The organism is Microcoleus sp. Pol11C3 (genome assembly GCF_036701485.1).
Classification (GTDB): Bacteria; Cyanobacteriota; Cyanobacteriia; order Cyanobacteriales; family Microcoleaceae; genus Microcoleus.
On the sequence record NZ_JAUBQW010000092.1, the window covers coordinates 1 to 26,367 of the forward strand.

General features: G+C 47.5%; 23 protein-coding genes. 12 read left to right on the top strand and 11 right to left on the bottom strand.

Annotated elements, in window-relative coordinates:
• Window positions 1-391: 391 nt before the first annotated feature.
• Window positions 392-1,726 (bottom strand): DUF4912 domain-containing protein, encoded by a 1,335-nt coding sequence (locus tag QUA40_RS19465; RefSeq protein WP_333128770.1) that lies wholly within the window; start codon window positions 1,724-1,726, stop codon window positions 392-394.
• 161 nt (window positions 1,727-1,887) lie between these two features.
• Entirely contained in the window at window positions 1,888-2,028 is a 141-nt protein-coding gene (locus QUA40_RS19470; protein WP_333128772.1) for a hypothetical protein, read from the bottom strand.
• 262 nt (window positions 2,029-2,290) lie between these two features.
• On the opposite strand from QUA40_RS19470, the gene QUA40_RS19475 reads away from it, so the two are divergent.
• Window positions 2,291-2,413, top strand: a complete 123-nt coding sequence (locus tag QUA40_RS19475; RefSeq protein ID WP_333128774.1) for a hypothetical protein — start codon at window positions 2,291-2,293, stop codon at window positions 2,411-2,413.
• 89 nt (window positions 2,414-2,502) lie between these two features.
• A complete protein-coding gene (gene cysS / locus QUA40_RS19480) occupies window positions 2,503-4,101 on the top strand; it encodes a cysteine--tRNA ligase (RefSeq protein WP_333128776.1) in 1,599 nt (532 codons plus the stop codon).
• Between the two features lie 51 nt (window positions 4,102-4,152).
• Here cysS and QUA40_RS19485 read toward each other — a convergent pair whose 3' ends face one another.
• Window positions 4,153-4,341, bottom strand: a complete 189-nt coding sequence (locus QUA40_RS19485; protein ID WP_333128778.1) for a DUF433 domain-containing protein — start codon at window positions 4,339-4,341, stop codon at window positions 4,153-4,155.
• Between the two features lie 112 nt (window positions 4,342-4,453).
• On the opposite strand from QUA40_RS19485, the gene QUA40_RS19490 reads away from it, so the two are divergent.
• Together QUA40_RS19490 and QUA40_RS19495 are read left to right on the top strand one after the other, a co-directional pair.
• On the top strand, window positions 4,454-4,681 hold the full coding sequence (locus QUA40_RS19490; RefSeq protein ID WP_333128781.1) for a hypothetical protein: 228 nt from the start codon (window positions 4,454-4,456) through the stop codon (window positions 4,679-4,681).
• Window positions 4,678-4,962 (top strand): type II toxin-antitoxin system mRNA interferase toxin, RelE/StbE family, encoded by a 285-nt coding sequence (locus tag QUA40_RS19495; protein WP_333128783.1) that lies wholly within the window; start codon window positions 4,678-4,680, stop codon window positions 4,960-4,962. The genes QUA40_RS19490 and QUA40_RS19495 overlap by 4 nt, the downstream gene beginning before the upstream one ends.
• 37 nt (window positions 4,963-4,999) lie before the next feature.
• Here the strand turns inward: QUA40_RS19495 and QUA40_RS19500 are convergent, their stop codons facing one another.
• Entirely contained in the window at window positions 5,000-5,956 is a 957-nt protein-coding gene (locus QUA40_RS19500) for an alpha/beta hydrolase (RefSeq protein WP_333128786.1), read from the bottom strand.
• Between the two features lie 146 nt (window positions 5,957-6,102).
• Here QUA40_RS19500 and QUA40_RS19505 point away from each other — a divergent pair, with 146 nt between their 5' ends.
• Window positions 6,103-7,215, top strand: a complete 1,113-nt coding sequence (locus QUA40_RS19505; RefSeq protein ID WP_333128788.1) for an AI-2E family transporter — start codon at window positions 6,103-6,105, stop codon at window positions 7,213-7,215.
• 161 nt (window positions 7,216-7,376) lie between these two features.
• Here the strand turns inward: QUA40_RS19505 and QUA40_RS19510 are convergent, their stop codons facing one another.
• Window positions 7,377-8,312, bottom strand: coding sequence for an OmpA family protein (locus QUA40_RS19510; RefSeq protein ID WP_333128790.1), 936 nt, complete (start codon window positions 8,310-8,312; stop codon window positions 7,377-7,379).
• A 241-nt stretch (window positions 8,313-8,553) separates the two neighbouring features.
• On the opposite strand from QUA40_RS19510, the gene QUA40_RS19515 reads away from it, so the two are divergent.
• Both QUA40_RS19515 and QUA40_RS19520 read left to right on the top strand, forming a co-directional pair.
• Complete coding sequence (locus QUA40_RS19515) at window positions 8,554-9,225, top strand: hypothetical protein (protein WP_333128793.1); 672 nt, start codon at window positions 8,554-8,556, stop codon at window positions 9,223-9,225.
• A gap of 5 nt (window positions 9,226-9,230) precedes the next feature.
• Window positions 9,231-11,309 (top strand): abortive infection protein, encoded by a 2,079-nt coding sequence (locus QUA40_RS19520; RefSeq protein ID WP_333128795.1) that lies wholly within the window; start codon window positions 9,231-9,233, stop codon window positions 11,307-11,309.
• A 295-nt stretch (window positions 11,310-11,604) separates the two neighbouring features.
• On the opposite strand, the gene QUA40_RS19525 is transcribed toward QUA40_RS19520, so the two are convergent.
• The 5 genes from QUA40_RS19525 to QUA40_RS19545 form a co-directional block, all read right to left on the bottom strand.
• On the bottom strand, window positions 11,605-12,777 hold the full coding sequence (locus QUA40_RS19525) for a DUF4335 domain-containing protein (RefSeq protein WP_333128798.1): 1,173 nt from the start codon (window positions 12,775-12,777) through the stop codon (window positions 11,605-11,607).
• 3 nt (window positions 12,778-12,780) lie between these two features.
• Window positions 12,781-13,407, bottom strand: coding sequence for a DUF3038 domain-containing protein (locus tag QUA40_RS19530; RefSeq protein WP_333128800.1), 627 nt, complete (start codon window positions 13,405-13,407; stop codon window positions 12,781-12,783).
• Between the two features lie 108 nt (window positions 13,408-13,515).
• On the bottom strand, window positions 13,516-13,704 hold the full coding sequence (locus QUA40_RS19535) for a hypothetical protein (RefSeq protein WP_333128802.1): 189 nt from the start codon (window positions 13,702-13,704) through the stop codon (window positions 13,516-13,518).
• A gap of 24 nt (window positions 13,705-13,728) precedes the next feature.
• Entirely contained in the window at window positions 13,729-14,268 is a 540-nt protein-coding gene (locus QUA40_RS19540; RefSeq protein ID WP_333128804.1) for a hypothetical protein, read from the bottom strand.
• Between the two features lie 104 nt (window positions 14,269-14,372).
• Window positions 14,373-16,742: a cation:proton antiporter domain-containing protein gene (locus QUA40_RS19545; protein ID WP_333128807.1), complete on the bottom strand. Its 2,370-nt coding sequence runs from the start codon at window positions 16,740-16,742 to the stop codon at window positions 14,373-14,375.
• A 274-nt stretch (window positions 16,743-17,016) separates the two neighbouring features.
• Between QUA40_RS19545 and rpsB the strand changes: the two genes are divergently transcribed.
• The 5 genes from rpsB to fusA all read left to right on the top strand — a co-directional run bounded on the left by rpsB (window position 17,017) and on the right by fusA (window position 25,134).
• Window positions 17,017-17,844 carry a 30S ribosomal protein S2 gene (gene rpsB, locus QUA40_RS19550; RefSeq protein ID WP_333128810.1) on the top strand — a complete coding sequence of 276 codons (828 nt, stop codon included), beginning with the start codon at window positions 17,017-17,019 and terminating at the stop codon, window positions 17,842-17,844.
• A gap of 346 nt (window positions 17,845-18,190) precedes the next feature.
• On the top strand, window positions 18,191-18,850 hold the full coding sequence (gene tsf / locus QUA40_RS19555) for a translation elongation factor Ts (RefSeq protein WP_333128811.1): 660 nt from the start codon (window positions 18,191-18,193) through the stop codon (window positions 18,848-18,850).
• Between the two features lie 186 nt (window positions 18,851-19,036).
• Window positions 19,037-19,990, top strand: coding sequence for a hypothetical protein (locus tag QUA40_RS19560; protein WP_333128813.1), 954 nt, complete (start codon window positions 19,037-19,039; stop codon window positions 19,988-19,990).
• A 157-nt stretch (window positions 19,991-20,147) separates the two neighbouring features.
• On the top strand, window positions 20,148-22,661 hold the full coding sequence (gene recG / locus QUA40_RS19565; protein WP_333128816.1) for an ATP-dependent DNA helicase RecG: 2,514 nt from the start codon (window positions 20,148-20,150) through the stop codon (window positions 22,659-22,661).
• A 388-nt stretch (window positions 22,662-23,049) separates the two neighbouring features.
• A complete protein-coding gene (gene fusA / locus QUA40_RS19570) occupies window positions 23,050-25,134 on the top strand; it encodes an elongation factor G (RefSeq protein WP_333128818.1) in 2,085 nt (694 codons plus the stop codon).
• A gap of 121 nt (window positions 25,135-25,255) precedes the next feature.
• Here fusA and QUA40_RS19575 read toward each other — a convergent pair whose 3' ends face one another.
• Window positions 25,256-26,167, bottom strand: coding sequence for an HNH endonuclease (locus tag QUA40_RS19575; RefSeq protein ID WP_333128819.1), 912 nt, complete (start codon window positions 26,165-26,167; stop codon window positions 25,256-25,258).
• Between the last annotated feature and the right edge of the window lie 200 nt (window positions 26,168-26,367).

Consider the following 26,367-nt stretch of genomic DNA (forward strand, 5'->3'; position numbering starts at 1 on the left):
TGGAGAACCTTTTTTCTTTGAGCTACCTCCGAAAATCCCCTTGACAACTGGCTTTGAGCCTTAACTTGTCACCAATGATCTGCGTTTATCTGTGTTTATCTGCCTGTAATCTGCGGTTGATCCTTCAATCAAAGATTGATGCAATTCAAGTCTATTCATAACATTTAAATAAATAATTCTTCCTTCTTCCTTCTTCCTTCTTTCTTCCTTCTGCCTTCTAAACACAAAAAACACCGCTCCTCAAAACAGGAGAACGGTGTATAGGGGGTGTTATGGGTTGTTGTCTGGGATTAACCTTAACAAATCATGATCGGCTGAGGCTATGCCTTGTGATGCTTCAAAAATTGGCACAAACCTGCATGAGCGCCCGCCGCTCGATCGACCTTTGCGATTAGCCCAACCATTCCACAACAGCATCTTGCTGGGTATTGGTGCGCCGTTCTGGGGTTTCGCGCTCGAATTTCATGTGGATGGCGCGGTTTTGTTCGCCGTCTGCTGCTACTGCAAAAATCGGATAGTCGATTAAGCCGTCTTGGAAGGACATCTGGAAGCGGAAAGTGCCGTCAGCATTGAGTTTAATCGGCTGTCCGCCTACATAGACGGTAGCGTCTGGCTCGGTGGCGCCGTAAACGATCAGTTCGGCATCAGCAACTAACCAGAACTGGCGGGGGCGCATCGGGGCGGCGAAGCCAACTCCCGACATACCGACACCCGACATACCGAAACCTGACATGGTGAGGCCGGACATACCGACACCCGACATGGTGAGGCCGGACATACCGACACCCGACGCGGTGAGGCCGGACATGGTGGGAGCAGCCCACATTCCGACGCCGGAGGGGAACACGTAGGAACTGAGAGCTTGTTCGTGGATGCCGACTTGCTGGACGGAACCGGCGACGTGCTGCATGGAACCGAAGATAGAACCGGCTACGCGCAGGGATTCAGCAGATTCTGCCATGCCGAAGATTTGTTCGTAGATAGCATTTTCGGTGCTGAAACCGAAGCCATTGGCTGCTTGTGCCATTTTCTTGGCCGGAGGAACCAGTTCGGCGAAGGTTTTGCCTTGCAACTCTTCTTCCCAGTCGAGGGTGATGAATTGATCTTCAATCCAGTCGCTGGGATAGACGGGAGGAACGCGAACTTGGGCCGATCGAGCTAATACCAGCCAGCGGCCATCTGCACAGCGGTAGCCGATGTCAATCGCGTAGTCCCGATCGCTCACGGGGATTGGCACGTACCATTCCCGCGCCAGTTCGTCGCAGGGATATTCTTGAATGCTGTGCGGGCTTTGGATGTCGAGGTTAACATCTGTAACGTCGTAGATCCGCAGGGCGAGTTGTTGTCCTCCTTGGCGACGCAATTCTTCTTTGCGATCGTTGGGAATATCCCAGTAAGTGTAGGCCCATTCTGGGTCGCGGGGCATTAAAACAACCCGGCTTTCGCCGTAGCCGTTGGGCAAATCTGCTAAACCTTCATCTACAGACGACAAAGAACCACCTGTTCTATCTTCTTGACCGAGTTCAAACTTTGCTGCTTCCACTGCTTCTTGTGCCTCTAGTTTGCGAGATGGGCTGTAGGAAAATTTGGTGCGCTGAATTTCTTGAATTGATGCCAGGAGTTGCGTTTTCCGCATCCGGCTGTAGCGAGAGACTCCACATTCGCTAGCAACTCTGCGGAGTTGTCGCAAAGTCATCTCTTCTAATGGTGGGCGTTCTTTTGCCATGAGTTGGTTCTCCACTAATTTAGGATGGCGGGTTAGATTTTTCCTTTCAACACAAATGTGTTGACTTTTTGAGTTAGAAACTCTTTTAAATTGACATATTATCGAGCTTCCAAATCTCTCCAACCTTTGAAGCCTTGCTTGTTTTTAGCTTGTCTTTTCCCCTATGCGATCGGGGGTTTGGACTTCTTGGCTTCTGCGCGCACCGTCCGATCTAAATAAAACTTTTCTGTCGATTCTTGATTGACAAGATCGATTTTGTGAGTGCGATCGGTGCTGCTAGCAACGCTGTGCTGGCAGCACACGCGCTATTCGACTCCCAGGGCTGCTTAATCCAAGCATTTCTTTGGGATCGCTTTGTCATGACTTAATGTTGCAGACAAGTTGCGATCGGGTCAAGGGGTCTTTTGCCTCAATCCTGGGTACTTATACGCATTTTCGTGATTTTGGGGATCAATATGTCAGGGAATTTTGACAATAAAGCGCTTGTGGGGATCGTCTTCGCAACTATTGTCAAGATTCCCTGACACGAATTAGATGTGAGATTGAGTCGGCTGGGGCTGTACTATGGATAGAGGAAATTTAGTACCAAATTTGCTAGGCTGGCAGTTGGGCGATCCTGTTCTGCAAGCTTCGCTAACGGGCGATCGCAACTACAAACCTACACTCCTGAACGCAAAAATGGTTTGACGCGCTACTGATACAGATAAGGTGGGCACTGCACACCCTATACATAGAGCTTCTGCGTAAATCTTGTAAAATCTCAAATCTCAAATCCCATGCCCCTAACGCTTTACAACAGCTTGACCCGTCGCGAATCACCTTTTGAACCCCTCGAACCAGGCAAGGTGCGGATGTACTGCTGCGGCGTTACGGTGTACGATTACTGCCATGTCGGCCACGCCCGCGCCTACATTGTTTGGGACATGGTGCGGCGCTATCTGATGTGGCGAGGATACGATGTGCGCTACGTGCAGAATTTTACAGATATTGACGACAAAATTCTCAACCGCGCCCGCGAAACCAATTCCACAATGGAAGCCGTGGCGGAACGCTTCATCGAGGAATATTTCGTAGATATGGACAAGCTGAATATTCTTAGGGCCGATGAATATCCCCGCGCCACCCATACAATGGACGGCATTAAACGGCTGATTCACGAATTAGAAAATAAAGGTTATGCCTATGCTTCCGGCGGCGACGTTTACTACAACGTGAGGCAGTTTGCCGATTACGGAAAACTTTCCGGCCGCAAGTTGGAAGAAATGCAGGCCGGCGCTAGCGGTAGATTGGAAACCGCAGAAATAGAAGCTCAAAAAAAGCAAGATGCGTCAGATTTTGCCCTGTGGAAAAGCGCTAAACCCGGAGAACCTGCTTGGGATTCATCTTGGGGAAAAGGTCGCCCCGGATGGCACATCGAATGTTCGGCGATGGTGCGCGATTGCTTGGGCGAAACAATTGACATTCACTGTGGGGGTTCCGATTTAACTTTTCCGCACCACGAAAACGAAATTGCTCAATCTGAAGCTGTGACGGGGAAGTCGCTTGCTAATTATTGGATGCACAATGCTTTTGTGACTGTCAATGGCAAAAAGATGTCGAAATCTTTGCACAATTTTATTACAATTCGCGATTTGTTGGATGGGAATTGGTCGGGTGATTTGGAATCTAACCCCCCCCAGCCCGCCCTTGGTAAAGGGGGGAGTAAGAATGAAGGAAGCGAGAAGTCAAAAGCGGTGGAACCGATGGCGGTGAGGCTGTTTGTGTTAACAGCGCAGTACCGCAGTCAAATTGATTTTACCGAAGAGGCAATCGCCTCTGCAAAAAATGGCTGGCAGACTCTTAAAGAAAGCCTACTTTTTGGTGATTTGCACGGTTCCCAATTGGGCTGGGATTCAGATAAAATTCTGAAATTGCCCATAGTGGAGAGTGAGGCTGTACAGCAATTTAGAGCAGCGATGGATGATGATTTCAATACTCCTAATGCTTTAGCTGTTGTGTTTGAATTGGCGAAGGAATTGCGGCGCGAAAGCAATATAATTGTACATGGGGGAAAAACGGAAATGCCTTCGGAAGTGTTGCAACAAAAGTGGCAAACTCTTGTTAAGTTAGCCGAAGTTTTAGGAGTTAGAAAACCCATACCCAGACTCGTCCCGGCAAGTGGGAATCTCTATGTCGGTAACTCATCTTTTAGTCTTGAACTTGAAATCATTAGCGGATTAACTGATGAGGATATTGAGGTGCTGATTCAGCAGCGGAAAGATGCCCGGAAAGCTAAGAATTTCGCTGAGGGCGATCGCATTCGCAACGAACTCAAGGATCGGGGCATTACTCTGATCGATCAAAAAGATGGTACAACTATCTGGCACCGCAGTTAAAACCAAATTCCTAGTCGGCGGAGGCAGACTTCGCTTGACTCTTAAGCGATTTCAATCGCGGAATTCTAAACACGCTCTAATGTCTTCCTCCCTCAACTCTGGAAAGTCGTCCAGAATCTGTGGATGAGACATTCCCGCAGCCAGCCAACCCAACACATCATACACGCTAATTCGCATTCGCTTGATGCAAGGCTTTCCACTGCCTTTACCTGCTTCAATCGTAATGATGTTGTCGCTCATGACAAAACCGAGTTTAGTACATTTTTTTTGAGTGTAGCCTAGTCTTAGAATAAGCGATACAATTTACTCAACTTCGCAATTTGTTCAACTTTAGAGCTAATAGCCTAACTCTATGAATACCCTCGACCAAGTGCTAGAAACTGCTTTACAACTGTCCTACGAACAGCAGGAAATGCTGATAAAAATCCTGCAAAACCGTCACCGCGAGAGTATCCGCACCGAAATAGCTGCAGATGCTCAACAAACGTTAGCTGATTTCCGTAAAGGCAAATTTCGACCGCAGTCAGCCGAGGATGTTATTTCAACATTACGCCAGTCTTGGGACGATCCCGAAACATGAGACTACTGGTTCTGACTCCCAAATTCAAACGAGCATTCCGCAAGTTTGTGAAACGAAATCCTGACCTCCAGCAACGTATTGAAGACTCTCTTCAACAAATGGAAGCAGATGTATTTTTTCCCAACCTAGCTACTCATAAACTAGGTGGCAAACTTGATGGTCTTCAGTCCTGCTCTTGCGGCTATAATTGTCGGATTGTGTTCTCGATTGAAGAGGATACGGAAACAAATAGTGAAGTCATTGTTTTACTCGACATCGGGACACATGATGAGGTCTATTAACTGTGTCAGTTATTAGATAACAACTCCACAAATAGATTTAATTTTTATTTAACTTATCCACAAACTCGGCAACAGCCGCGACAAATTCTGCGGTGGATTCGTAGGGCAAAACATTGCGCCCCGGCATTAATAAACCTTCCGCATTGGGAAAGTTAGCCAAATATTGCGCTAATCTTTCATCGGGTTTCTCTTCTTTACCCGATTGACTGATGCTTGACGCTTTTTCTCCCATCACAATGAGTGTGGGTCGATCGAACTTTTGAATCGTACCGCTATAATCCTGGCGCCAAAACCCCGCTAAAAACGAGAAAACGGCGTGACGGCTGTCAGGATTTGCCGCCCCGGCCTGCAAAGCATCCAACCATTCGCTGTCCACTTTTGCCGCATCGCCAAACAGTTGTTTGATGGAAAAAGAACGCAAAAACTCAGCGCGTCTGGCGTAGCGATAAAAAGCGTTTCCCAAGGGAGAATCTAACAAATTCCAGACAATTCTTTGCTGTCTTTCTGTCGAATGTTTGTTCATCACAGCCCAAGCGGGAGGCCCCGCGAGAACTAACCCGCGAATTAAATTTGAGCCGCTTTCCTGCTGCATTTTTGCTAAAGCCAAGCCTACAGCCAGTAAAGCACCTTGCACGAGTACGATCGCAGGTTTTTTTACTACAGTTTCCAAGAAATACTGCAACTGTGCGGCCCAATCGTCAGGATAGCAAGCCACAGCCGGCATTTCGCAATCGCCGCAGCCCAAAAGGTCGGGATTGTAAATCGGATTAGTGTTCCCTGCTTTGTACCAACTCTCACAAAATCTCTGCCAAAAGATTCTTGACAAACCAACTCCTATCGGATGAATTAATAACAAAGGGATGCTATCTTCTGTCGCAGTAGTTGGGTTATAAACTTCATAAGCACAACGGTAATTTTGCCATTCGTAAAACAGCGTTGGTGACTTTATAGACGAAAGGGTGGAGAAATCTTGGGTGGAATATTGTGGCTGCATATTATTTTTTTTTGAACCAATGTTACTTTTTATTATAATATGAGTACGTGCGGGTTTTACCCGACAGATATGTGGTAACTGATAAGATAAATAAACCCGCCCTGCGGGAGGACATAAGCGCCAATACAAACCTTGATTACTTAATCATGTCAGAACAGCGTATTACCATTTCTTTACCTAACTTACTGCTAATTGTAGCATCGTCATTGCTGCTAGTGCTGCTGTGGCAATTGCGGAGCCTGCTAGTAATTCTGATGATATCAGTTGTGCTGGCCGCATCGATCGTCCCGATCGTTAATTGGGCCGAAACCATGCGGGTTCCCCGCTGGCTGGCGGTGATTATGGTTTATTTAACTCTCATCGGCGGATTTAGCGGGACGGTAGTGTTAATCGGCCCCACGGTAATCGAACAAATAGAGTTACTGCTGCGACAGTTACCACTTTATGTTGAAAGTTTGCGAACTGTGGCAACTAATTTATTGAGTCGCCTAACCGACGATGCCCCAACCTTGGTGGGTCAGTTGGTGGACACTCAATCGCTGACTAATTGGCTGATTCGATCGAGCCAACAACTGGTTTTGCGATCGTACAGTTTAACCAGAGGCATTCTAGGCGGTGTCTTCAGCCTAGTTTTAGCATTATTTATTTCAGGTTACATGGTTGCGGACAGCGACACACTAATCAAAAGTGTGGTGCAATTTTTCCCTAAACCTTGGGATGCAAAATTAGCTTCACAAGCGGCGCCAATCGGTCAAAGAATGGGGAGTTATATTCGCGGCCGAGTGTTAGTTTCGGGCATTTTAGGGATATTTATTACCACAGGTTTGAGCATTTTGGGAATGCCCGAATTTGCATTAGGCTTGGGTGCGATCGCAGGTGTTACAAACTTGATTCCCTTCATCGGCCCAGTATTGGGAGCAGTACCAGCATTAATAGTAGCATTAGCTAAAGGTGGCTGGGTACTTTTGTGGGTCTTGCTGTTATTTGTAATCATCCAGAATTTAGAAACTTACGTCCTCGATCCTTTGCTGGTTGGTTCATCGGTTGGTGTGCATCCTTTATATCAATTGCTTTCTGTATTGGGAGGCGTTCAAGTATTGGGAATTATTGGAGCAGTAATTGTGCCACCTTGGTTTGCGGGAGTGGCAGCTTTGATTGAGAACTTGTATTTAAAACCCAAACTTAGGAGCGAACATCGAGAGGCAATAGATCAGGCTAAAAATAATTCTGACTTGCCGCCTGTTACACCTTCGGCGTGACAGCAGCTTACGCCTGGAGACTTCAACACAGTAGACTTCGTAAGCACTCCCTGTCCTCTCTGGAAATTATCTGCGTTTATCCGTGTTTATCTGCCTTACATCTGCGGTTAACAATCAATCAAAGATTCATGCAATAAATCTAGTATCCACAAGTCCGCTGACTAAGGACTAATTGCCACTTCAATGCGGCGGTTGCGCTGCCGATTAGTATCGGAACTATTATCTACCGAAGGGCGACTTTCCCCATAGCCGATCGCCACCCAATGATACTTCTGACCGAGTACACCAGACAAATACTGCACCACCGCCTGAGCCCGCGCAAACGACACATTGCGATTGTCCGCCGCTTCCCCCGCGTCGTCAGTGTGGCCCGCAACCCGCACCGTCGCCCCCTCGTGATTGCCCAACTCCGCCACCAAATTGTCCAAAATTGCATTAGTTCCCGCGCGCAAAGAAATGCTGCCAGTATCAAACAAAACATCGCTGGGTAGAGTAATCATCAGCCCATCCCCCCCAAACACCGGATTATTGGCATTCTGTGGGGCAGTATTCACCGTTTCAGGGTTCAGACTGGGGCTGCTGCCGATCGCCGGTAAAGCAGGGGCAATACTTGCCGCCGTTTCCGGCCCCGCCAATTCCCGCGACATCAACTGCAAACGCTTTTCCAAAGTTTCCGTCGGGCGGCTGCTGCCCAACTGACTCTCCAAAGCCGCCGTGCGACCAATCAGCGCGTTGAGTTCGCCCTGCAACTGTCTCAAATCCGACTGCAATTTCTCTCTCTGGGCAGGACTGACTTTTGACTGGGGAGTCGGTGTAGCCGTTGGTGGCGGGAGCGCCGGAATTGGCGTTGCTGGGGCGCGTTTCGGGCTGGAGGGCAAATTTTGAGTTACACGTAGCAATCTCTCTGCCAGCGGCATCTCCGTCGCGCCTGACGGATAAATTTGAGCGATCGCCATCCCCAAAACCCATGCAAAACCGCTACCCACCCCCAGCAGCAGCAATCGAAATATCAGCGACAGTACAAGCAAACCTTTTCCCCGCGACTTGGAGACGCGAGTCGGGGGGATTGAAGGTTTTTGGTTAAAAGATTGTGTCATATTTCATCCCTCTCAGTGTACATACCAGATTAATTTCGATACTATCTTACCTATCCGATTTGAAATTTGAGATTTGAGATTTGAGATTTATCCTCCCATCTAAAATCTCAAAAAGAAACCCGGTTTCTATAAATCTGGGGTTTATTGGCGAAGCATCGGATGTAGAAACCAGGTTTCTAGTCTGTTGCGTGCCAGCCTGAATCTGTTGGATAATTCAGTAAAACTTTTGGAAAAAAAACCGATGACTGACCCTTTAAATAGCCCTTATCCCGTTCCTTGGGAATGGATTAGTGCCACTCATGCTAAAGTGAGCTCCACTGCCGGCACAGGCCTGCGCTATTATCGCAGTCCATCCCTAGTTTCAACTAACGGCCAATACGCAGCTTACAGCCGAATTGAGTTGCAAGTGCAGCCGGAATTCGCCCGGTGTCGGGTTAGCAGTGTCATGTTTGTGGAAAATCTCAAAACCGGGGAACTGCAAACAGTGGCGGCTGCTTCGCCACTAGCCGAAAGTGGGATGTATGCTAGCGATGATACAGATATGTCCGGGACGATCGCCATTTTAGTGCCTGTTTCTTGGAATCAAGACGGTTCCCGCATTCTCGCCCGCGAATTTGAAGCACTTTTCAACTCTTCGGATATGTCCGACTACGGTGTCATTTGGGACAAAAATGATAATTACACTTATACCGTTGCTCCCGCTCGCAGTCTTTACACTCATGCTGTATTGTTGGGTTGGAGTCAAGTTTGTCCCGGAAAAGTTTTGTTCCGCGCGGGCAATTTGGGCGATCGATCTTGGCCTCTTTGTGCAGTGGATATGACAGGACAAACGGTAGCAGTCACCGAGGACAAACCTCTAGTTTTCGGCAGTCAAGCCAGCACAGACTGGATCGAACCTAAAACTCGTTTTTAGATATTATGGCGGCATTTTCTTTGATCGGGCCAACAATTTTTTTAGTGTCAGGTCAGTCTTTCAACCAATTGGTTTTGACTCTGGGTCTGATAATTATTGCTGTTATTTCCGGCCTAACAGCTTTTATTTTTATTCGGGTTTTCCTCAATTGGTTGCAGGCGAAGTTGGAGGGAAAACGCCATCTTTTTAGACGAGCTTTCAAAAAAAATACTGGCAATTCACACGCTAATATTTTAGAACCAGACAAAGTTTTTTTAGAACCCCAATTCGTAGAAAGTGAAGGGAATTTAACGACGGCTCTTTTTGGATCAAAAAACAATATTTCAGAAACACTAGAGTCCGAGATAATCTGCGAAAATTTAGCAGCCGTTGCCTATCTATACAAGCCGATCGCTCTTTGGCACGGGCGGTTAATTTTGCCCTCAATCGAAGAGCGCCAGCCCTACGGTACAGTGTTTATTGAAGTAATAAATGCACCCAAGAAATATAAAAATTTTATTGGAAAAATAGCCTTTGTGAAATGGAGTACAAATCGCGAAGTACAGTTTTTTACCCACGCAGTAACGCAAGATATAAACTTCACAAAACAGGCTCAAAATAGTAAAAAATCTGGCAACATTCATCCAGATAGATTGAACGGCTGGCGAAATGTAGGCCCTTTAGAAACTCTAGCAGGCACCAGGCTCGAAGACAGCGTAACTGTGATGCTACGCAGGCCAGTGATTGCGATTAATTATAGCAGCAGCGATCGCCAGGAACTCACGATCGATCGCGAACCAGTACAAATTATCGGACGTTTATGCGCCTTAGTCTCAATTTTGCAGCGAAAAGAAGCCGACAGCGACAAATTTATTGTCCGGCATTTCAACAAAAGATCTCAACAATTTGACGGCGCCGCTGAAATCATTCGGATTCCACAAGTACAGCCCGACAAAAATGGCGTAGCGAGGTCTACCAATCACTTAATAGAACAATCGCCCTTAAATCCAGACGGCTGGTACATTTACGGCGAAAGAGACGCAGACAATATGTTTGTAGTGCAAGCAATCGAACCCCGCAAAATTGCTCAATTAATACCAGATGAAACACATTTAGGACTGAAAAAATCTCTCGCTTATTTAAGCAACAAAAATTGGGAAAATACACCTGCCCAAAAAGGGCAAGCAAAAAGAGTATTGTTAACCCCAAATGATGCTACAGCAAACGCTTCCATCTCTCCTTGGCAAGAAGGAGATATCGGGATAGTTATTCACAGTTTCGGCGGTATCGGCGGCAAAAAAGGCGAACGGCCACCGCTGGGAATTGTCACGGGACATTTTGCTTTCGGAGTAGCAAAAGTAGTGCGCGATCGCTTTACCAGCGAACTGCGTTTTGACATAGAATACAAACAAGTTTACGCCCACAATCCCGACGGAATTGTTGCCGGTTCCAGCAAATGGCAAAGCTACATGGGAGACTTGCAGCGTGGCTGGTTGGGCGATCGCCCGGTTTGCGATATCATCTGTAAATTAGACTGCGTGTGTTGCGACTACGATTTTGACGGCATCACCTTGTCGCCTTTAACCGAATTAAACCAGCAACTAGATATCATGATGGCCCGCTACCGCAGCGGAGACGGCACCGGCGCAAGTTTAGTCACCCCAGCAACTTCGTGCGTGCAAGATTCAAGTCAGGCAATTTACGCGACAATTAAAAAAATTACTTCCGAAGTCGAGTCAAATCCTCAGATTCAAGACTGGTTGAAAACACATCCCACCGACGAACAAACCCAAAGGTTTCACCAGCTAGTAGCATTAGGAGAGAGTTTAGAAAAAGTATTAATGCCTCTCGGCATTGTCCGTCCAGATTGGCGGAAAAATTCGAGATTGGCGGGGATTGATTCTGAACTGAAAAAAACCTTTTTTGTCGGTATAGTGAACCTAATAAAAGCTGCTATTAGTTACCGAACAATGCTGCCCAGGCGTACCCAAGATGAAATCGCCAAAATTTTCTTGAAACAGGGAGCATTTTTGTGGATAATTCGCACAAATCAAGTCGGAGGATGTGACCCAGACATTGAACCCATCGCACCAACAGGGCTTTAGACCTCTTGCAAAAATAGCTGGCGCGGGCTCTCCGGCCCGTCCCACAAAAAGTTTTTTCTCTTGTGGGATGGGCCGGAGAGCCCGTCCGAAAATTTGATTAAAAGGACTTTTGCAAGAAGTCTTTTGAATCAGCAATCGGTTTGTAGATGAGTCGGCGATTGAAATCGCTACTAGAAAAACCAAGTCTGCCTCCGCAGACTAAGAGATTGAGGGGGTATTAAAGCCGGATTTGGTATTAGTCAACAGTCAACAGTCAACAGTTAACAGTCAACCGTTAACAGTCAACAATCAACCATTACCAAGGAGTGACTTGAACAGTGCCACCCGGTGCAAAAACTACGCGGAAATCAGCCAGCGGTTCCGCAGGCGGCCTGGTGCCAACCGGTTTGTAAAGCAACTCCGACAACGGCGTTTCGGATCGATCGACTGCTGCCGAATTTTCCGACTTGTAACCGACAATCGCCCCGTCTTTAGCCACACTCACCCGATAAACCAACTCCGCATCAACAGCAGGCTTATTCTTCAAAACTCCGTCAATTTGCTGGGAAAGCTTGCCCTTCAACAGCTCAATTTCCCCTGGATCGCTAATTGGGACGGCTGCCACATCAGGGCTTGCCAAACCTTCAGAAATAGGACTGGGCGTGCTTTCCGGCGAAGTGTTCGACTGGGGTGTGGCGCTAGGCGAAGCGTCCGGCTGCGGCGCGGGGATCGGAGTCGGCGAAATCGATCCAGCGTTCGGAGTTTTATCCCCCGGCCGCAAACCGTCAGCAGGGGGCGTGGGATTGGGATTCGGCGAACCCGATCCGCCCGGATTCGGCGTCCCCTGATTCTGGCCCGCTGGATTGGGCTGCGGCACTGGATCTCTCTGGCGCTGGACTTCGGGCACTGGCACCAAGAAAAACGCCATCGCCGCCAAAGCCAAACTCGACACCCCCACGACAGCAGGCAAACTCCGCTTGGCCAAAGGTTCGGCAGACTTGACGTAACGCTTGGAAATTGGGGTTAATTGCAGTGACAATTCCGGCAGCGTCTGCGTGTCGGCAAAAAACTGATCGATCGCCTCTACTAAATCAAATAGCTGTACTGTCGTCAAATCTACTTTTGCCGACAGTTCTGTTTTTTGATCGATTTGGGTTGGGCTGCCTGTTTCGGTGGGTAGAACTGTCAACCGATGCAAATTCCTGTCAATTCTGTGCAACTGCACCATACCCAAATTCGGGCCGTAGCGATCGGGATAATGCACTCCGCTCATAAATTCTTGAGCGTAGCTGCTGACGGCCCTCACCAAGCTTTCAAAAAAGTCTCGTCCCCCGCTTAGGGGCTCGCCGAGACCTGTAACATAGCATTCAGCGCTCATTAAGATGGAAAGCACCGGCCGTATATCTAACTGGCTGGCTGCTGAGCCATCGCTCAACCCTTCTAGAACCAGGGTGCAATTTGGCAGACTGTACTGACGCCTAATAGTCATTTTTTATTCAACTTCTCCATCAAACAGGCTAACCCAGAAGCGCTGCATTCCGGCTGTGCCTGTACAAAATAGCAGGTTGCTCAACAAGTTCAAAGCTAGTTCGTTGAGCTTGTCATCGGAATCGTAAGCTGCAACTAGCGATCGCTTGGGGTTCATGCGCGATCGAAAGTGAGCTCGAAAGCGTTCTAAATACTCGGCCAGCGGCAAGTTCTGGTTAAGGGGGAGATTTCTCGATCGCAACTGCTGCGAGTCTAGCAGCAACTGCCTAATTGTCGCGGTTAACTTACGCGCCATATTGCAGGCGATCGCCACCAGCGCTTTTGCCTCCACAATGGTAAGCGAGCGGCGCTGGGTATAGCGTCTCAGCGGGTTAGTATTACGCATCAGCCAAAGGGCAACTCGATTTTTGATAATTGATTCCAATTCCAGCTCCTTTGACACTGCCAGCATTTCTTCAGCACCTCCGAGATACAAGGCTTCGATCGCCAGCAACATCAAGTCAATTTGCAATCTGGCCCGGCGGGGACATCCCCCATCGGAGGGCGACAAGTCTGGCAAACTGTCTAAAATCAACGGGTTTGACTGGGTAAGCGAAGTTTCTGACGGCATTAAGATCACGGCAACATCCATTCCAAACAAACTATACGGGTATGTGGGGTGTCGGGCATGACAAATTCAGAACCGACGACTCCTCAGCGATACTTTATTTTGATCGTTGACTTTTATGTATATATTATTTCAATCTAGCAGCAACCGACCGTCGCGGGCTAGCTCCGGCGAGAGTTCGATCGCCCGCATGGGAATTATAATTTTTCCATGATCGCGCTGTAGTTTCCGAAAGCGAGCGGGACGCTCGCACCCTAGACATCCTTCGGGCATAACCGGATTTAATATCACAGAGTCGGAAAACGACAAAGAATTTGACAATTACCCACTCCCTTTTGGGATCTATCAATGTTCCTTCTTCTGGGATTTCGGCGCGGCTTCTTTTTGAGCCGTAAAATCAGTAGCCGCCGCCTTATCAGTTAGACTAATTTTTCCCTTGAGGGTTTCTTTGTCCACAATTCCTCGCATTTTAACAGAACTGTTTTGACCCGTTGCTGTGGAATCGCTGCAACCCTTTAAATTAGGAACCGCACCCGACAAACTCAATCCTTGAGTTTCCCACTTGCCATGTAGAGAAGGTTTCTCCTCGGCGGTTTTTTCGCGATCGCCCTCGCTGCGCCCCGATCGCAAATTACCGCTCAAATAAACACCCGATTGCTCGATTGTCAAGACCAAGTAATCAGATTTCAGACATTCGGGCAAACTTTTAGCATCTAAGCGATAACTTCCCGCAATTGCCGGGGCCGCCTTTAAATTTGTTTCGCCGTAAGCACTCACTACTTTAAACAGCACCGCAACTAAGCCGATCGTAACCCCGTAAAATGCCAGCGATTTGAGCCTTAAATGATTCATCATCTTGGTAATTAATAATTGGGCATTGGGCATTGGGCATTGGGAATGGGTAGCAACTCGCAAATAACCAATAACAAATAACTAATAACAACAGTCAACAGCCAACAGTCAACAATCAACAGTCAACCATCAACTGACTACCTTTGAGGAAGTACCGACGCCAAGTGCGATCGAACTTTAACGTAGCACCGCGCAATCAGCAGCGAAGAATGACACTGCACAGCCAATTCATCAGTATACTGTCCCAAAGTTTGGCGTTCAATTCCCCACTCCCGACTCGTACCCGCAATAGTCAAATCAGCGTTAGCAGAAGCCGCAACCACTGCTTGAATAGGCTCAGCAGCCTCCACAATCGGAGTTTCAATGCGCGATCGCACGTCAACCGGCAACTGATCCATCACTCGCTGAAAATCGTAACTCAGCTCGTTTCCAGCTTCGCCGGCAACCGCCACCCGCAGCACCGTCAAACGGCGTTCCTCGCTATTAACTAACAGTCTCAGCGCCAATTCTAACCCCAAATCATCATGAATGTTTGCCGCGTAAGGTACTAACAAGTTATTCAACCTTTCCCTGCCTCTGTCAACAAAAATTGCTACATCCACCTTGGCGTTGCTGAGAATTTGACCGACACGTCCTCCCAAACGGTTGCTGCTAAAAGTAGGCCGGTGCCATCCTACCAAAATCAAATCCGCGCGATCTATCTCCGCAATTTGTGCCGTTTCCCGGGCTACATCATTAGTAACCCGAATGATAGGATGTACAAATTTACGCCCCTCCGGCAGTTCCAAAGTATCAATCAATTCTGATAATTTCGATCGGCGTTCTTGAATAATGCGATCGGCTTCCGCAGGCGTACTTTTAAAGGCATAATCCTCATTTAATTCTATCAAACTCAGAGGATGAACCGCCGCCGACTGTAAATCGTCACCGCCCATACCAGCGGCAGGCTGCGCCAGCGCTACCGCTAGTTGCAGTAAACCTTTCTGCGTGCTGGGATTGGCAACTGGTACTAGAATTCGATAAGTTTGCTGCAATTTTTTAGCAGTTTCTTCGCTGCTAACCGCAATTATTGGTGAATTTTCTAATTCTAAATCCTCAGAGCTAACTTCTGAAATATCTAATCGAATTAAGCGTTTGGGATAAGTCCACTCCAACAGTGGCGAAGTCATAAAAGTTGTCACTAAAGCCATGATGACTAACATCGTAAATAGCAACGGCGAAATTACCCCCAAGGAAAGACCGATATTCAGCACAATTAGTTCAGTCAAACCACGAGTATTCATCAGCCATCCCAGCGCTGAAGCTTCGCGGTTGCTGATGCCACACACTCTAGCCGCAACGTAAGTGCCGACGTATTTGCCGACAATTGCCACTCCCAAAACTGCGGCGCACAGCAGCCACAATTCGGGACTGTTGAGCAAGCCGATTTGAGTACGCAAACCGCTGTAAGCAAAAAAGACTGGCAGTAGAAATATCAGGACAAAATCTTCGGTTTTCTCAGCTAATTCTCTGGTTAATCCCGCATTTTTCGGCATGGCCACACCCAGCAAAAATGCACCGAAAATTAAATGAATGCCGATCAATTCAGTAATTAAGGCAGAAGCTACAACTCCCATGTAAATTCCAGACAGCACTAACTGTGTTAATCTGCCGGTGCGGTTGTAGTGCTGGGAAATGTGCTGCAACAACCAGCGGACTACAATCAGCATGAAAGCGATGTAAATTAAAGATGCAAAAATGGTCGGCAAAGCGCCGAGCATGGAGTTAGTTCGAGTAACTGCGATCGCCACCGCTAACAAGCACCAAGCTGTCACATCGTCAACGGCCGCGCAAGTCAGGGCTAGCGTCCCCAATTTTGTATTCTGTAAGTTGTGTTCTGTAATAATTCTTGCTAGCACAGGAAAGGCAGTAATTGACATCGCCGCACCCAAAAATAGGGCAAAGGCTGTAAACGAAACGCTATTATTTGAAACGATGGGATATAGCAGCAGCGCTAGCAAGCTTCCCAGGGAAAACGGTACTAAAATGCTGACGTGAGAAGTTAAAATCGCGATATCTAAATTGTTTTTGAGATACTTCGGATTCAGTTCCAAACCCACCAAGAACATGAAAAATATCAGCCCCACCTCAGATAGCACGTTGAGGAAGGGAACGGCTTCGGCTGGAAAAAGTGCTGTTGCTAAATCTGGTGCAACTAAGCCAAACAGAGAAGGCCCAAGCATAATTCCTGCTACAATTTCTCCAATGACTTGAGGTTGTTTGATAGATCGAAATCCTAAACCGACAAGCCGGGAAAGTGCGATGACAATTAGAACTTCAAGCAGGACGAGAATGGGGATGGGCATGGCATTTTTAGCTTTGAGATTTTTGCGGATCGAGAGAGTACGGCAGTAAAGCCGACAGAATTGCCGATCGAAAAAAATGGATAAAAGCTCGATCGAAGGTAGAAGGCACAAGAGGCGCACCAACAACGCCATTCTCTCACAAGCGAACAAAGGCTTTGGCAAACTTCCACCTGGATTTTTTGTTTTTAAGAAGCGCTTGCAAGTAACTCTAACCGCAGCCTGTGTACCCCGCACCCAACCCGCGCACTAAATCTCACCTCCGGGTGCCAAGCTAACCCTACGGATATCAAATTTGCAGAAAAAGTAGCGCGCGCTGTGATAAACTAGAAAAGTTGTTTAAATTCGCACATCCGGGTTTTCGGGTGTTTCGAGGGCGCAAACCTTCAGAAATACGACCGGGTGGAGGATTAACCCGAATACAGGAGTTAAAAATACAATGCCAGTAGTCAGTTTGGCTCAAATGTTAGAGTCAGGGGTTCACTTCGGACACCAAACCCGCCGGTGGAACCCGAAAATGGCTCCCTACATTTTCACAGAGCGCAACGGGGTTCACATCATCGACCTCGTGCAAACCGCTCAGCTTATGGAAGACGCCTACGAGTACATGAGAGTGGCCTCAGAAAAAGGCAAAAAGTTTTTGTTCGTGGGTACGAAGCGCCAAGCTGCAGGGATTGTAGCCCAAGAAGCTCAACGTTGCGGTGCTTATTACGTCAACCAGCGCTGGCTGGGGGGAATGCTCACCAACTGGACGACGATTAAGTCCCGCGTGGAGCGCCTCAAGGATTTGGAGCGCCGCGAGGAAATCGGCGCCCTCGATTTGCTGCCGAAAAAAGAAGCTTCTGTGCTGCGCCGAGAAATGGCAAAACTCCAGAAATATCTGGGCGGGATTAAATCTATGCGGAAGATTCCCGACGGAGTGGTGTTGGTAGACCAACGCCGCGAGTATAATGCGGTGTTGGAATGCCAAAAGTTGGGAATTCCGATCGTCTCTCTGTTGGACACCAACTGCGACCCGGATTTGGTTGACATTGCGATTCCGGCGAATGACGATGCTATTCGATCGATCAAGCTGATTGTCGGCAAGTTGGCTGATGCCATCTACGAAGGTCGTCATGGTCAGCAGGGCGGTGACTCTGAGGAAGACTACGACTACGAAGGTGGCTACGAAGGCGCTGAATATGATGTCGAAATCGAAGAATTGGATGACCCCAATTATGTAGATCCCGACGAGGCAGACGCTGAAAGCGAAGAAACCGAGAGCTAGTATTGCCCTCGGAATCTGACACCAGGAAATTAAAAATTAAAGATTGAAAATTAAAAATAATTATTATTTTTAGTTGGATATTTTTAATTTTTAATTGTACATGGCCAGAGTCTAAGTCATTAGTATAGTTCTGGCAAAAGCATTAATTGTACCTGTAGCGCCAGAATTAATGCTGGCGCTACAGGTACAAAGTCCGCCATAAGGTAGACTGGGTATTTATTCACTCTTGTCTAATCATTAACATTAAGATTAGTGACTAATGACTGATGACTAATGACTGATGACTAATGACTGATGACTAATGATTAATGACTAATAAGTAATTTTGATTGGGAACTTAAAGAAGATGGCGGACATATCTGCAAAACTTGTTAAAGAACTGCGCGACAAAACCGGCGCGGGCATGATGGACTGCAAAAAAGCCCTCCTTGAAAACGAAGGCGATATCGAAACATCCATTGAGTGGCTGCGGAAAAAAGGTCTGGCTTCGGCAGGTAAAAAAGGTGGACGAGTTGCCTCAGAAGGTATAGTAGGCAGCTACATTCACACGGGCGGCCGCGTGGGAGTGTTGGTGGAAGTTAACTGCGAAACAGATTTTGTTGCCCGCCGCGAAGATTTCCAAGCTTTGGTGCGGAATATTGCGATGCAAATTGCAGCTTGCCCGAATGTGGAATACGTGAAAGTTGAAGATATCCCCGCCGAAATTGTCGAAAGAGAAAAGGCAATTGAAATGGGCAAGGATGACTTGGGCAACAAGCCGGACAACATCAAAGAAAAGATTGTTCAAGGGCGGATTGAGAAACGCATGAAAGAGTTATCTTTGATGGATCAGCCTTTTATTAGAGATCAGAATATCTCTGTGGAAGAGTTGGTGAAACAAACGATTGCCCAAATTGGAGAAAATGTCCAAGTGCGCCGCTTCGTGCGTTTTGTGTTGGGCGAAGGCATTGAAAAGGTAGAAGCTAACTTTGCCGATGAAGTTGCAGCCCAAATGGGTGCTAAATAATCCCCAATTAAGATGGATAATTAAAAATTAAAAATGTGAAAACTTGATTTTTTGCATTTTTAATTTTTAATTTTTACAGGACTTATGGACAGACTATATTTGTAGGGCGTGCAGGACACACCTTACTACAGATAGCGTAAGGATTTAAAAATTGCGTAAATCCTATTTTAATTTTATACGAGAGATATGGTGCGACCAAGAGAGCGAATAGAGCAAGATTTGGCAGGACTCGAAGAGGCTTTAGCAGCCTTGACTTTGGAGTTTCGCAGTACCTACGAAGGTTATTTAACTGCGTTGGGACAAGCGGTGCGGCAGCAGTTAATTTTGGCTTGCTATCACCTTTGTACTCAAGCAGTACCGGAGTCGTTTCTCAAGTTGTCCTTTGACGGGCGGCAAAAAATGCAGCAGTCTGTAAGGGGTTTGGCTGCGGCATCGGAGGAAAAATTGCGATCGCTGGTGATTGAACCAGCAGCCGAGGAAGAGGAAGACGAAGAGGAAGACGAAGAGGAAGACGAAGAAGAGGAAGACGAAGAGGAAGACGAAGAAGAGGGAGAAGACGAAGAGGAAGACGAAGAGGAAGAAGAGGGAGAAGACGAAGAAGACGAAAAGAGAAAAAACGAAATTTCCGCCATTAACTATCTATTTTCAGTGGCAAATTACCAGTTGCCAACTACCAATTCCCCGGAAAGCTTGGCGCGCTGGCAAAATAGTATTGAAAAGTCGATCGCCCATATTATCAAGCTGCTTTCTCGCGACACCAACCGCTTGCTGCAACAGTCGGGAATCTTGCCCAGTCATTTGCCAGAACCTTTTCTAGAAGCTGCTTCTCAAGCAGAATTGTCCGGCGACAGCGTTGCCGGCCCACCTAACTTATTAAACTTAATCATTGAAACCGATGCCTCATCAGCATCGCGAAAATTGGCAGAAATATCGGGTACTAAGGCGTTGCACATTACAGCGATTAAACTGCGGCTGTCGGAAATAGAGTTTGCTGATGCGGGAACCTCGGCTTGGCGCCAGCAAATTCGCAACCTCTCTGTAAAGCTGAACTCGCTAGGCCGCGATTACCAGAAAAAGCAGCGGGAACTAGCTGTGGTGGAGGCTGAGTCGGCTTGGCGATCGAGTTGGTTTGAAGATTAGTCCGTTGTCAGTTGTTAGTTGACAGTTGACAGTTGTCAGTTGACAGTTGTCAGTTGACAGTTGTCTGGAATTCTTGAGCTATGATTAATAACTAATGACTAATGACTAATGACTAATGACTAATGACTAATGACTGATGACTAATTACTAATGACTGATGACTAATAATCAACCCGAATGGCAGCGATTGCAAAAAGCTCTTTCAGTAGAAGCCGATCGCGGATTTAACGACATCCAAGGCAGTCAATACCGCTTCAGCGAGTTTCTCGGTCTGAGTTTAAGACAGCTTGCAGTTGCAGTGGCGGCTTCTTCGCGCGATCGAGCCAGACAACTAGCTGCTGAATTTGACATCTACCCTCAGAAAGATCTCGAACAGCGCCAACATTCGATCGCCATTACGGTCAGTTTTTTGAGGCAAATGGAGCAAGTTTGGGAACAAGAAACTCGCCACCAGCAAGAACAAGCAGAACAGGTCAGACCCGCAAACGCTAACGCTTCTGAACCAACCGCCCCAGCACTTTCCGTTCCCCGAACTGCACCCCTGAGTACAGCACCCCCACCGCCCAGCCTGACTCTCGACCAACAGTTAACCCGCGTCACCGGCATCGGCCCTGCCAACGGCAACCGCTTGGCAAAACTGGGTTTATACACTGTATATGACTTGCTTTACTACTATCCCCGCAACCACATCGACTATGCAAAGCAAGTACAAATTCGCGAGCTAGTAGCCGGGGAAACTGTCACTTTAATCGCAGAAGTAAAGCGCTGTAATTGCTTTTCTAGTCCTAAGAATAAGAAATTAACCATATTAGAAGTAATTTTAAAAGACCGCACCGGAGAAATAAAAATAAGTCGTTTTTTTGCAGGGCCTCGCTACAGCAATCGCGGCTGGCAAGAATTCAAAAAGCGCGAGTATTGTACAGGTGCGGTGCTGGCAGCTTCGGGGTTGGTGAAGCAGGGTAAATATGGAATTACTTTAGAAAATCCTGAGTTAGAAGTATTAGACGACTCCGGCGGTGCGATCGAATCAATGAAAGTCGGCCGCCTGATACCTGTTTATCCGCTGACGGAGGGGGTGGATGCTGGTTCGGTGAGGCGATCGATTTTGGCTGCAATGCCGGCGGTGAAAATGTTGCCAGAATCGCTACCAGAGGATTTGCGCGAGCGTTACGGTTTAATGGGTTTAGCCGATGCCGTGACTAATATTCACTTTCCGCTCGATCGAGATTGTTTGGCCGCCGCCCGCCGCCGCTTAGTTTTTGACGAATTTTTCTACCTGCAATTAGGACTTTTAAAGCGCCGGCAAACCCAAAGGAAAGCTCAAGCTAGCGCAGTCATCATTCCTACTGGCAAATTGATCGAACATTTTTACGAAATCTTGCCTTTTGCCTTGACTAATGCTCAGGAAAGAGTAATTAACGACATCCTCAACGATTTAGCTTCGTCGCAACCGATGAACAGATTAGTGCAAGGCGATGTCGGTGCTGGCAAAACAGTAGTCGCCGTAGTGGCAATGCTAGCAGCAATTCAATCCGGCTATCAAGCAGCTTTGATGGCGCCGACAGAAGTTTTAGCAGAACAGCACTACCGCAAACTGGTAGGTTGGTTTAACTTGATGCACTTGTCTGTCGAACTGTTAACTGGTTCCACAAAAGTAGCAAAGCGCCGGGAAATTCACAGCCAGTTAGAAACCGGAGAATTGCCAGTTTTAGTGGGAACTCACGCGCTGATTCAAGATACGGTGAATTTCCATAAATTGGGTTTGGCGGTAATTGACGAACAGCACAGATTCGGTGTGCAGCAGCGTGCTAAATTGCAGCAAAAAGGCGAGGCTCCCCACGTTTTGACCATGACGGCAACTCCCATTCCCCGGACGCTGGCGCTGACGCTGCACGGGGATTTAGATGTGAGTCAAATTGATGAACTCCCCCCGGGTAGGCAGGCGATTCAAACCACTGTACTATCTGCCAAAGAACGCAGCCAAGCTTACGATTTGATTCGGCGAGAAGTGGCGAGCGGGCGTCAAGTTTATGTGGTGCTGCCGCTGGTGGAGGAGTCGGAAAAGTTGGACGTGCGATCGGCAATTGAGGAAAAAGAAAAACTAGAAAAAAGTGTATTCCCTGAGTTTAAAGTGGGTTTGCTCCACGGCAGGATGAGCAGTGCTGATAAAGATGAGGCAATTACTAAGTTTCGAGACAAAGAAACTGATATTTTAGTATCTACTACTGTGGTTGAAGTAGGGGTGGACGTGCCGAATGCGACGGTAATGCTGATTGAAAATTCTGAGCGTTTTGGACTGTCGCAACTGCACCAGTTGCGGGGTCGAGTTGGTCGGGGCAGCAACCGTTCTTATTGTTTGTTAATGCCCGGTTCCAAGACGGCGGAAGCTATGCAGAGAATGAAGGTTTTAGAACAATCTCAAGATGGCTTTTTTATTGCGGAAATGGACATGAGATTGCGCGGGCCAGGTCAGGTTTTGGGAACTCGGCAGTCGGGTTTGCCGGATTTTGCTTTGGCGAGTTTGGTGGAGGATCAGGAGGTTTTGGAGTTGGCGAGGGCGGCGGCTCAAATGGTAATTGAGAATGATGAAAGTTTGAATCAGTGGCCGGTGGTGCGGGATGAGTTGGAGCGGCGATATCAGCGGATGATGAGTGGGTCGATTTTGACTTAGACGGCGGTTGAAACCGCGTCTACAAAAACGAAGTCCGCCTCCGCCGACTGAATAAAATAGCGCAATTTAAATCGCCCGGTCTTCAACCTGCGGAGGCAGGTTTTGTTTGTGTAGAAGCGGTTTCAACCGCCCGGTCTTCTCTGACCAAAGAAACCGGGTTTTTCAGCTTTGTCTGGGTTATTTTTATGAATTATCATGGTTCAAGCACTTATTGACCCAAGAATCCTTCGCAGGAATGACGAGGAAGTGTCAAAATTAAGATAGTCCTGCCAGAAACAGGGGAAAGAAAATCTAGCCTGTACTGGCGCCTAAGGCAACATTGATTCCTCGCTGGTTACGCTTGCAGGTGGTCGCCGACGGTTCGTCGCATTTAATCTCAACAGTAATTATGAAAGATCTCACTCGTTATCGAAATATCGGCATCTTCGCCCACGTAGATGCTGGCAAGACCACCACAACAGAAAGAATCCTGAAACTGACAGGTAAAATCCACAAAATAGGTGAAGTTCACGAAGGCGCGGCGACTACTGACTTCATGGAACAGGAGCAAGAACGCGGTATTACGATTCAGTCCGCTGCTACTACCTGCTTCTGGAACGAGCATCAGCTCAACATCATTGATACTCCGGGACACGTCGATTTTACGATCGAGGTTTACCGTTCTTTGAAGGTTCTCGATGGTGGCATCGGTGTGTTCTGCGGTTCGGGTGGAGTGGAACCGCAATCTGAAACCAACTGGCGCTACGCTAACGATTCCAAAGTGGCTCGCGTCATCTACATCAACAAGCTCGATCGCACTGGTGCAGATTTTTACCGGGTTGTCAAGCAAGTTGATAAAATCCTCGCAGCTAAACCGATGGTGATGGTATTGCCGATCGGCATAGAAGAAAAGTTTTGCGGCGTAGTCGATTTGCTGACCCGCAAAGCCTGGATCTGGGATGACTCCGGCGATCCCATGAACTATACAATTAAAGATGTCCCCGCCGATATGGTCGATGATGTCGAAACTTGGCGCGAACAGTTGATCGAACTGGCCGTGGAGCAAGACGACGCTCTGATGGAACAATATCTCGAAGGCAATGAGCCGAGTATTGATGACCTCAAGCGCTGTATTCGCAAAGGTACTCGCGATCGGGCATTTTTCCCCACCTACTGCGGCTCATCGTTTAAGAATAAGGGCGTGCAGTTGGTTCTCGATGCCGTAGTTGACTACCTGCCAAACCCGATGGAAGTCACACCGCAGCCAGAAGTCGATCTCGATGGCGAGGAAACCGGCGAGTTTGCGATCGTCGATCCCAACCGACCATTGCGGGCACTCGCGTTTAAGATCATGGACGATCGCTACGGTGCTTTAACGTTCACGCGCCTATACTCCGGTAAGTTGTCCAAGGGCGACACCGTACTCAACACCGCCACAGGCAAAACCGAGCGCATCAGCCGTTTGGTGGAAATGCACGCCAACTCTCGCGAAGAAATTGAATCCGCGCAAGCAGGGGACATTGTGGCGATCGTCGGCATGAAAAACGTCCGCACCGGACACACCATCTGCGACCCCAAAAATCCCGCAACCCTAGAGCCGATGGTATTCCCCGATCCCGTTATTTCGATTTCGGTCAAACCGAAACAAAAAGGCGGCGAAGAAAAAATGGGAGCAGCCCTCACCAAGATGGTACAAGAAGACCCATCCTTCCACATGGTGACGGATCAAGAAAGCGGCGAAATGATTCTCAAGGGGATGGGCGAGTTACACCTCGACATCAAAGTAGACATTCTCAAGCGCACCCACGGCATAGAAGTAGAAGTAGGCGAACCACAAGTAGCCTACCGCGAGTCGATTACCAAGCGCCTCGAAGACGAATACACCCACAAAAAGCAATCAGGTGGTTCGGGTCAATTTGCCAAAATCGGCTACGTGATCGAGCCTGGTGAGGTGGGAAGTGGCTTCCAGTTTGAGTCAAAAGTGACCGGTGGTAGCGTGCCGAGAGAATATTGGCCAGCGGTCGAAAAAGGCTTTGAAAGCTGCATCGACAAAGGCGTCTTGGCCGGATTCCCCTGCCTAGACTTGAAATTCACGCTTCTAGAAGGCGGTTTCCACCCCGTTGACTCGTCAGCGATGGCCTTTGAAATTGCTGCCAAAGCGGCCTATCGGCAGTCTTTGCCGAAAGCTGGGCCTCAGTTGCTCGAACCGATTATGAATGTCGATGTATTCACTCCAGATGATTACATGGGCGACGTGATCGGCGACCTCAACCGCCGCCGGGGGATGATGAAATCTCAGGAGACAGGACAAACAGGAGCGCGGATCAAGGCAGATGTGCCGTTGAGCGAAATGTTTGGTTACATTAGCGACTTGCGTACCATGACATCTGGGCGCGGACAGTTCTCGATGTCCTTCTCGCACTATGCTCCTTGTCCGAGCAACATCGCGGAAGAAGTGATTAAGGCGGCAAAAGAACGTCAAGCTGCGAAGTAGTTCATTTGACTCCTGGTAGGTGCTATCTGGAGTCAAACAGAAAAATTAGATCCCCGCTTTTTGAAGAAATCGGGGATCTAATTTTTGTAAACTATCGGTTAGAATAAGGCAACAAAACATATTAGATAGTAGAACCACGAGCAGACTTCAACAACATCTTGATTTCTTCAAGACTAAATGGTGGTAAACGACGATGAATCATAGCGTGACAATTTGGACAAACAGGACGCAAATCTTTTATAGGATCAATTTCATATTCTTCTGCAATCTCTGAAATGGGTCGTAGATGATGAACATGAATGAAACCTTTTCCCAGTTGCCCAAAAGCTCTGCCAAAATCGAAATCACAAATAAAGCAACTTGAACCGTAAAAATCAATACATTTTTGCCGAGCTTTAGGCTCTCGTTCATAGGCGTTGACTGAAACTTGCCGTACTGCCCCCTCACGAAATGTTTGTACTGCATCTACTTCATCAGGAAAGAATCTAGTAGTAGTTACAGATTCCTGAACCTGAAGCGGACTTTGCCAATCCCACAAACATTTTACGTAGTCCTCAAAACGATCTTCCTCACCAAGAAACACATTCATTGCAGCACGAAAGATCGCAAAGAGTGCGACAAAGTTATTAATCACTGGCTGAGCTGCATCTAGGTCTTTAATAGGAAAAACTAGGGATGGACTCTGAATATAAGTACCATTCCAACCTCCTTCATGAATTAATTGCAGCTTTTTAATGAACTCATCATACTCTAACTTTCCATCTTCTTCCGGTGCAATAGTATCAGAGTAAATATAATATTCACCCTGATTCAAAATCCTAGTAACATCTTCCACATGGTTCTTCAAAACTTGGACAATCGGATTGCCTTCTAGCCCTCTGCATCCAAAAAAATTCACATACAAACTATCAGAAGTACACTCGAACCTCTGTTGGAAATACCAAGTTTTTGTTCCTTTTATAGTCAAGCCAGCGGTTACTATTTCCACAGGCTTGGTTTTTTTGGCTCCAGAGCGATGGGCTGGTGTAGTCACTATTCGACAATCTGAGAGTACATCTGTGCCATAAACTTGGTGAATTAGGTCACAAGCTTGTTTAATAGACCTCTTGCGAAAGTCTTAGGAGATCGCTAGTTTGTCTTCCAAGAAAGTTCATAATTAGGGCTTGCTGAATAATCGCTCGCACATCAAGAATAAGAGCGATCGATATATTCAAGCTCGATTAAAGATAAGTT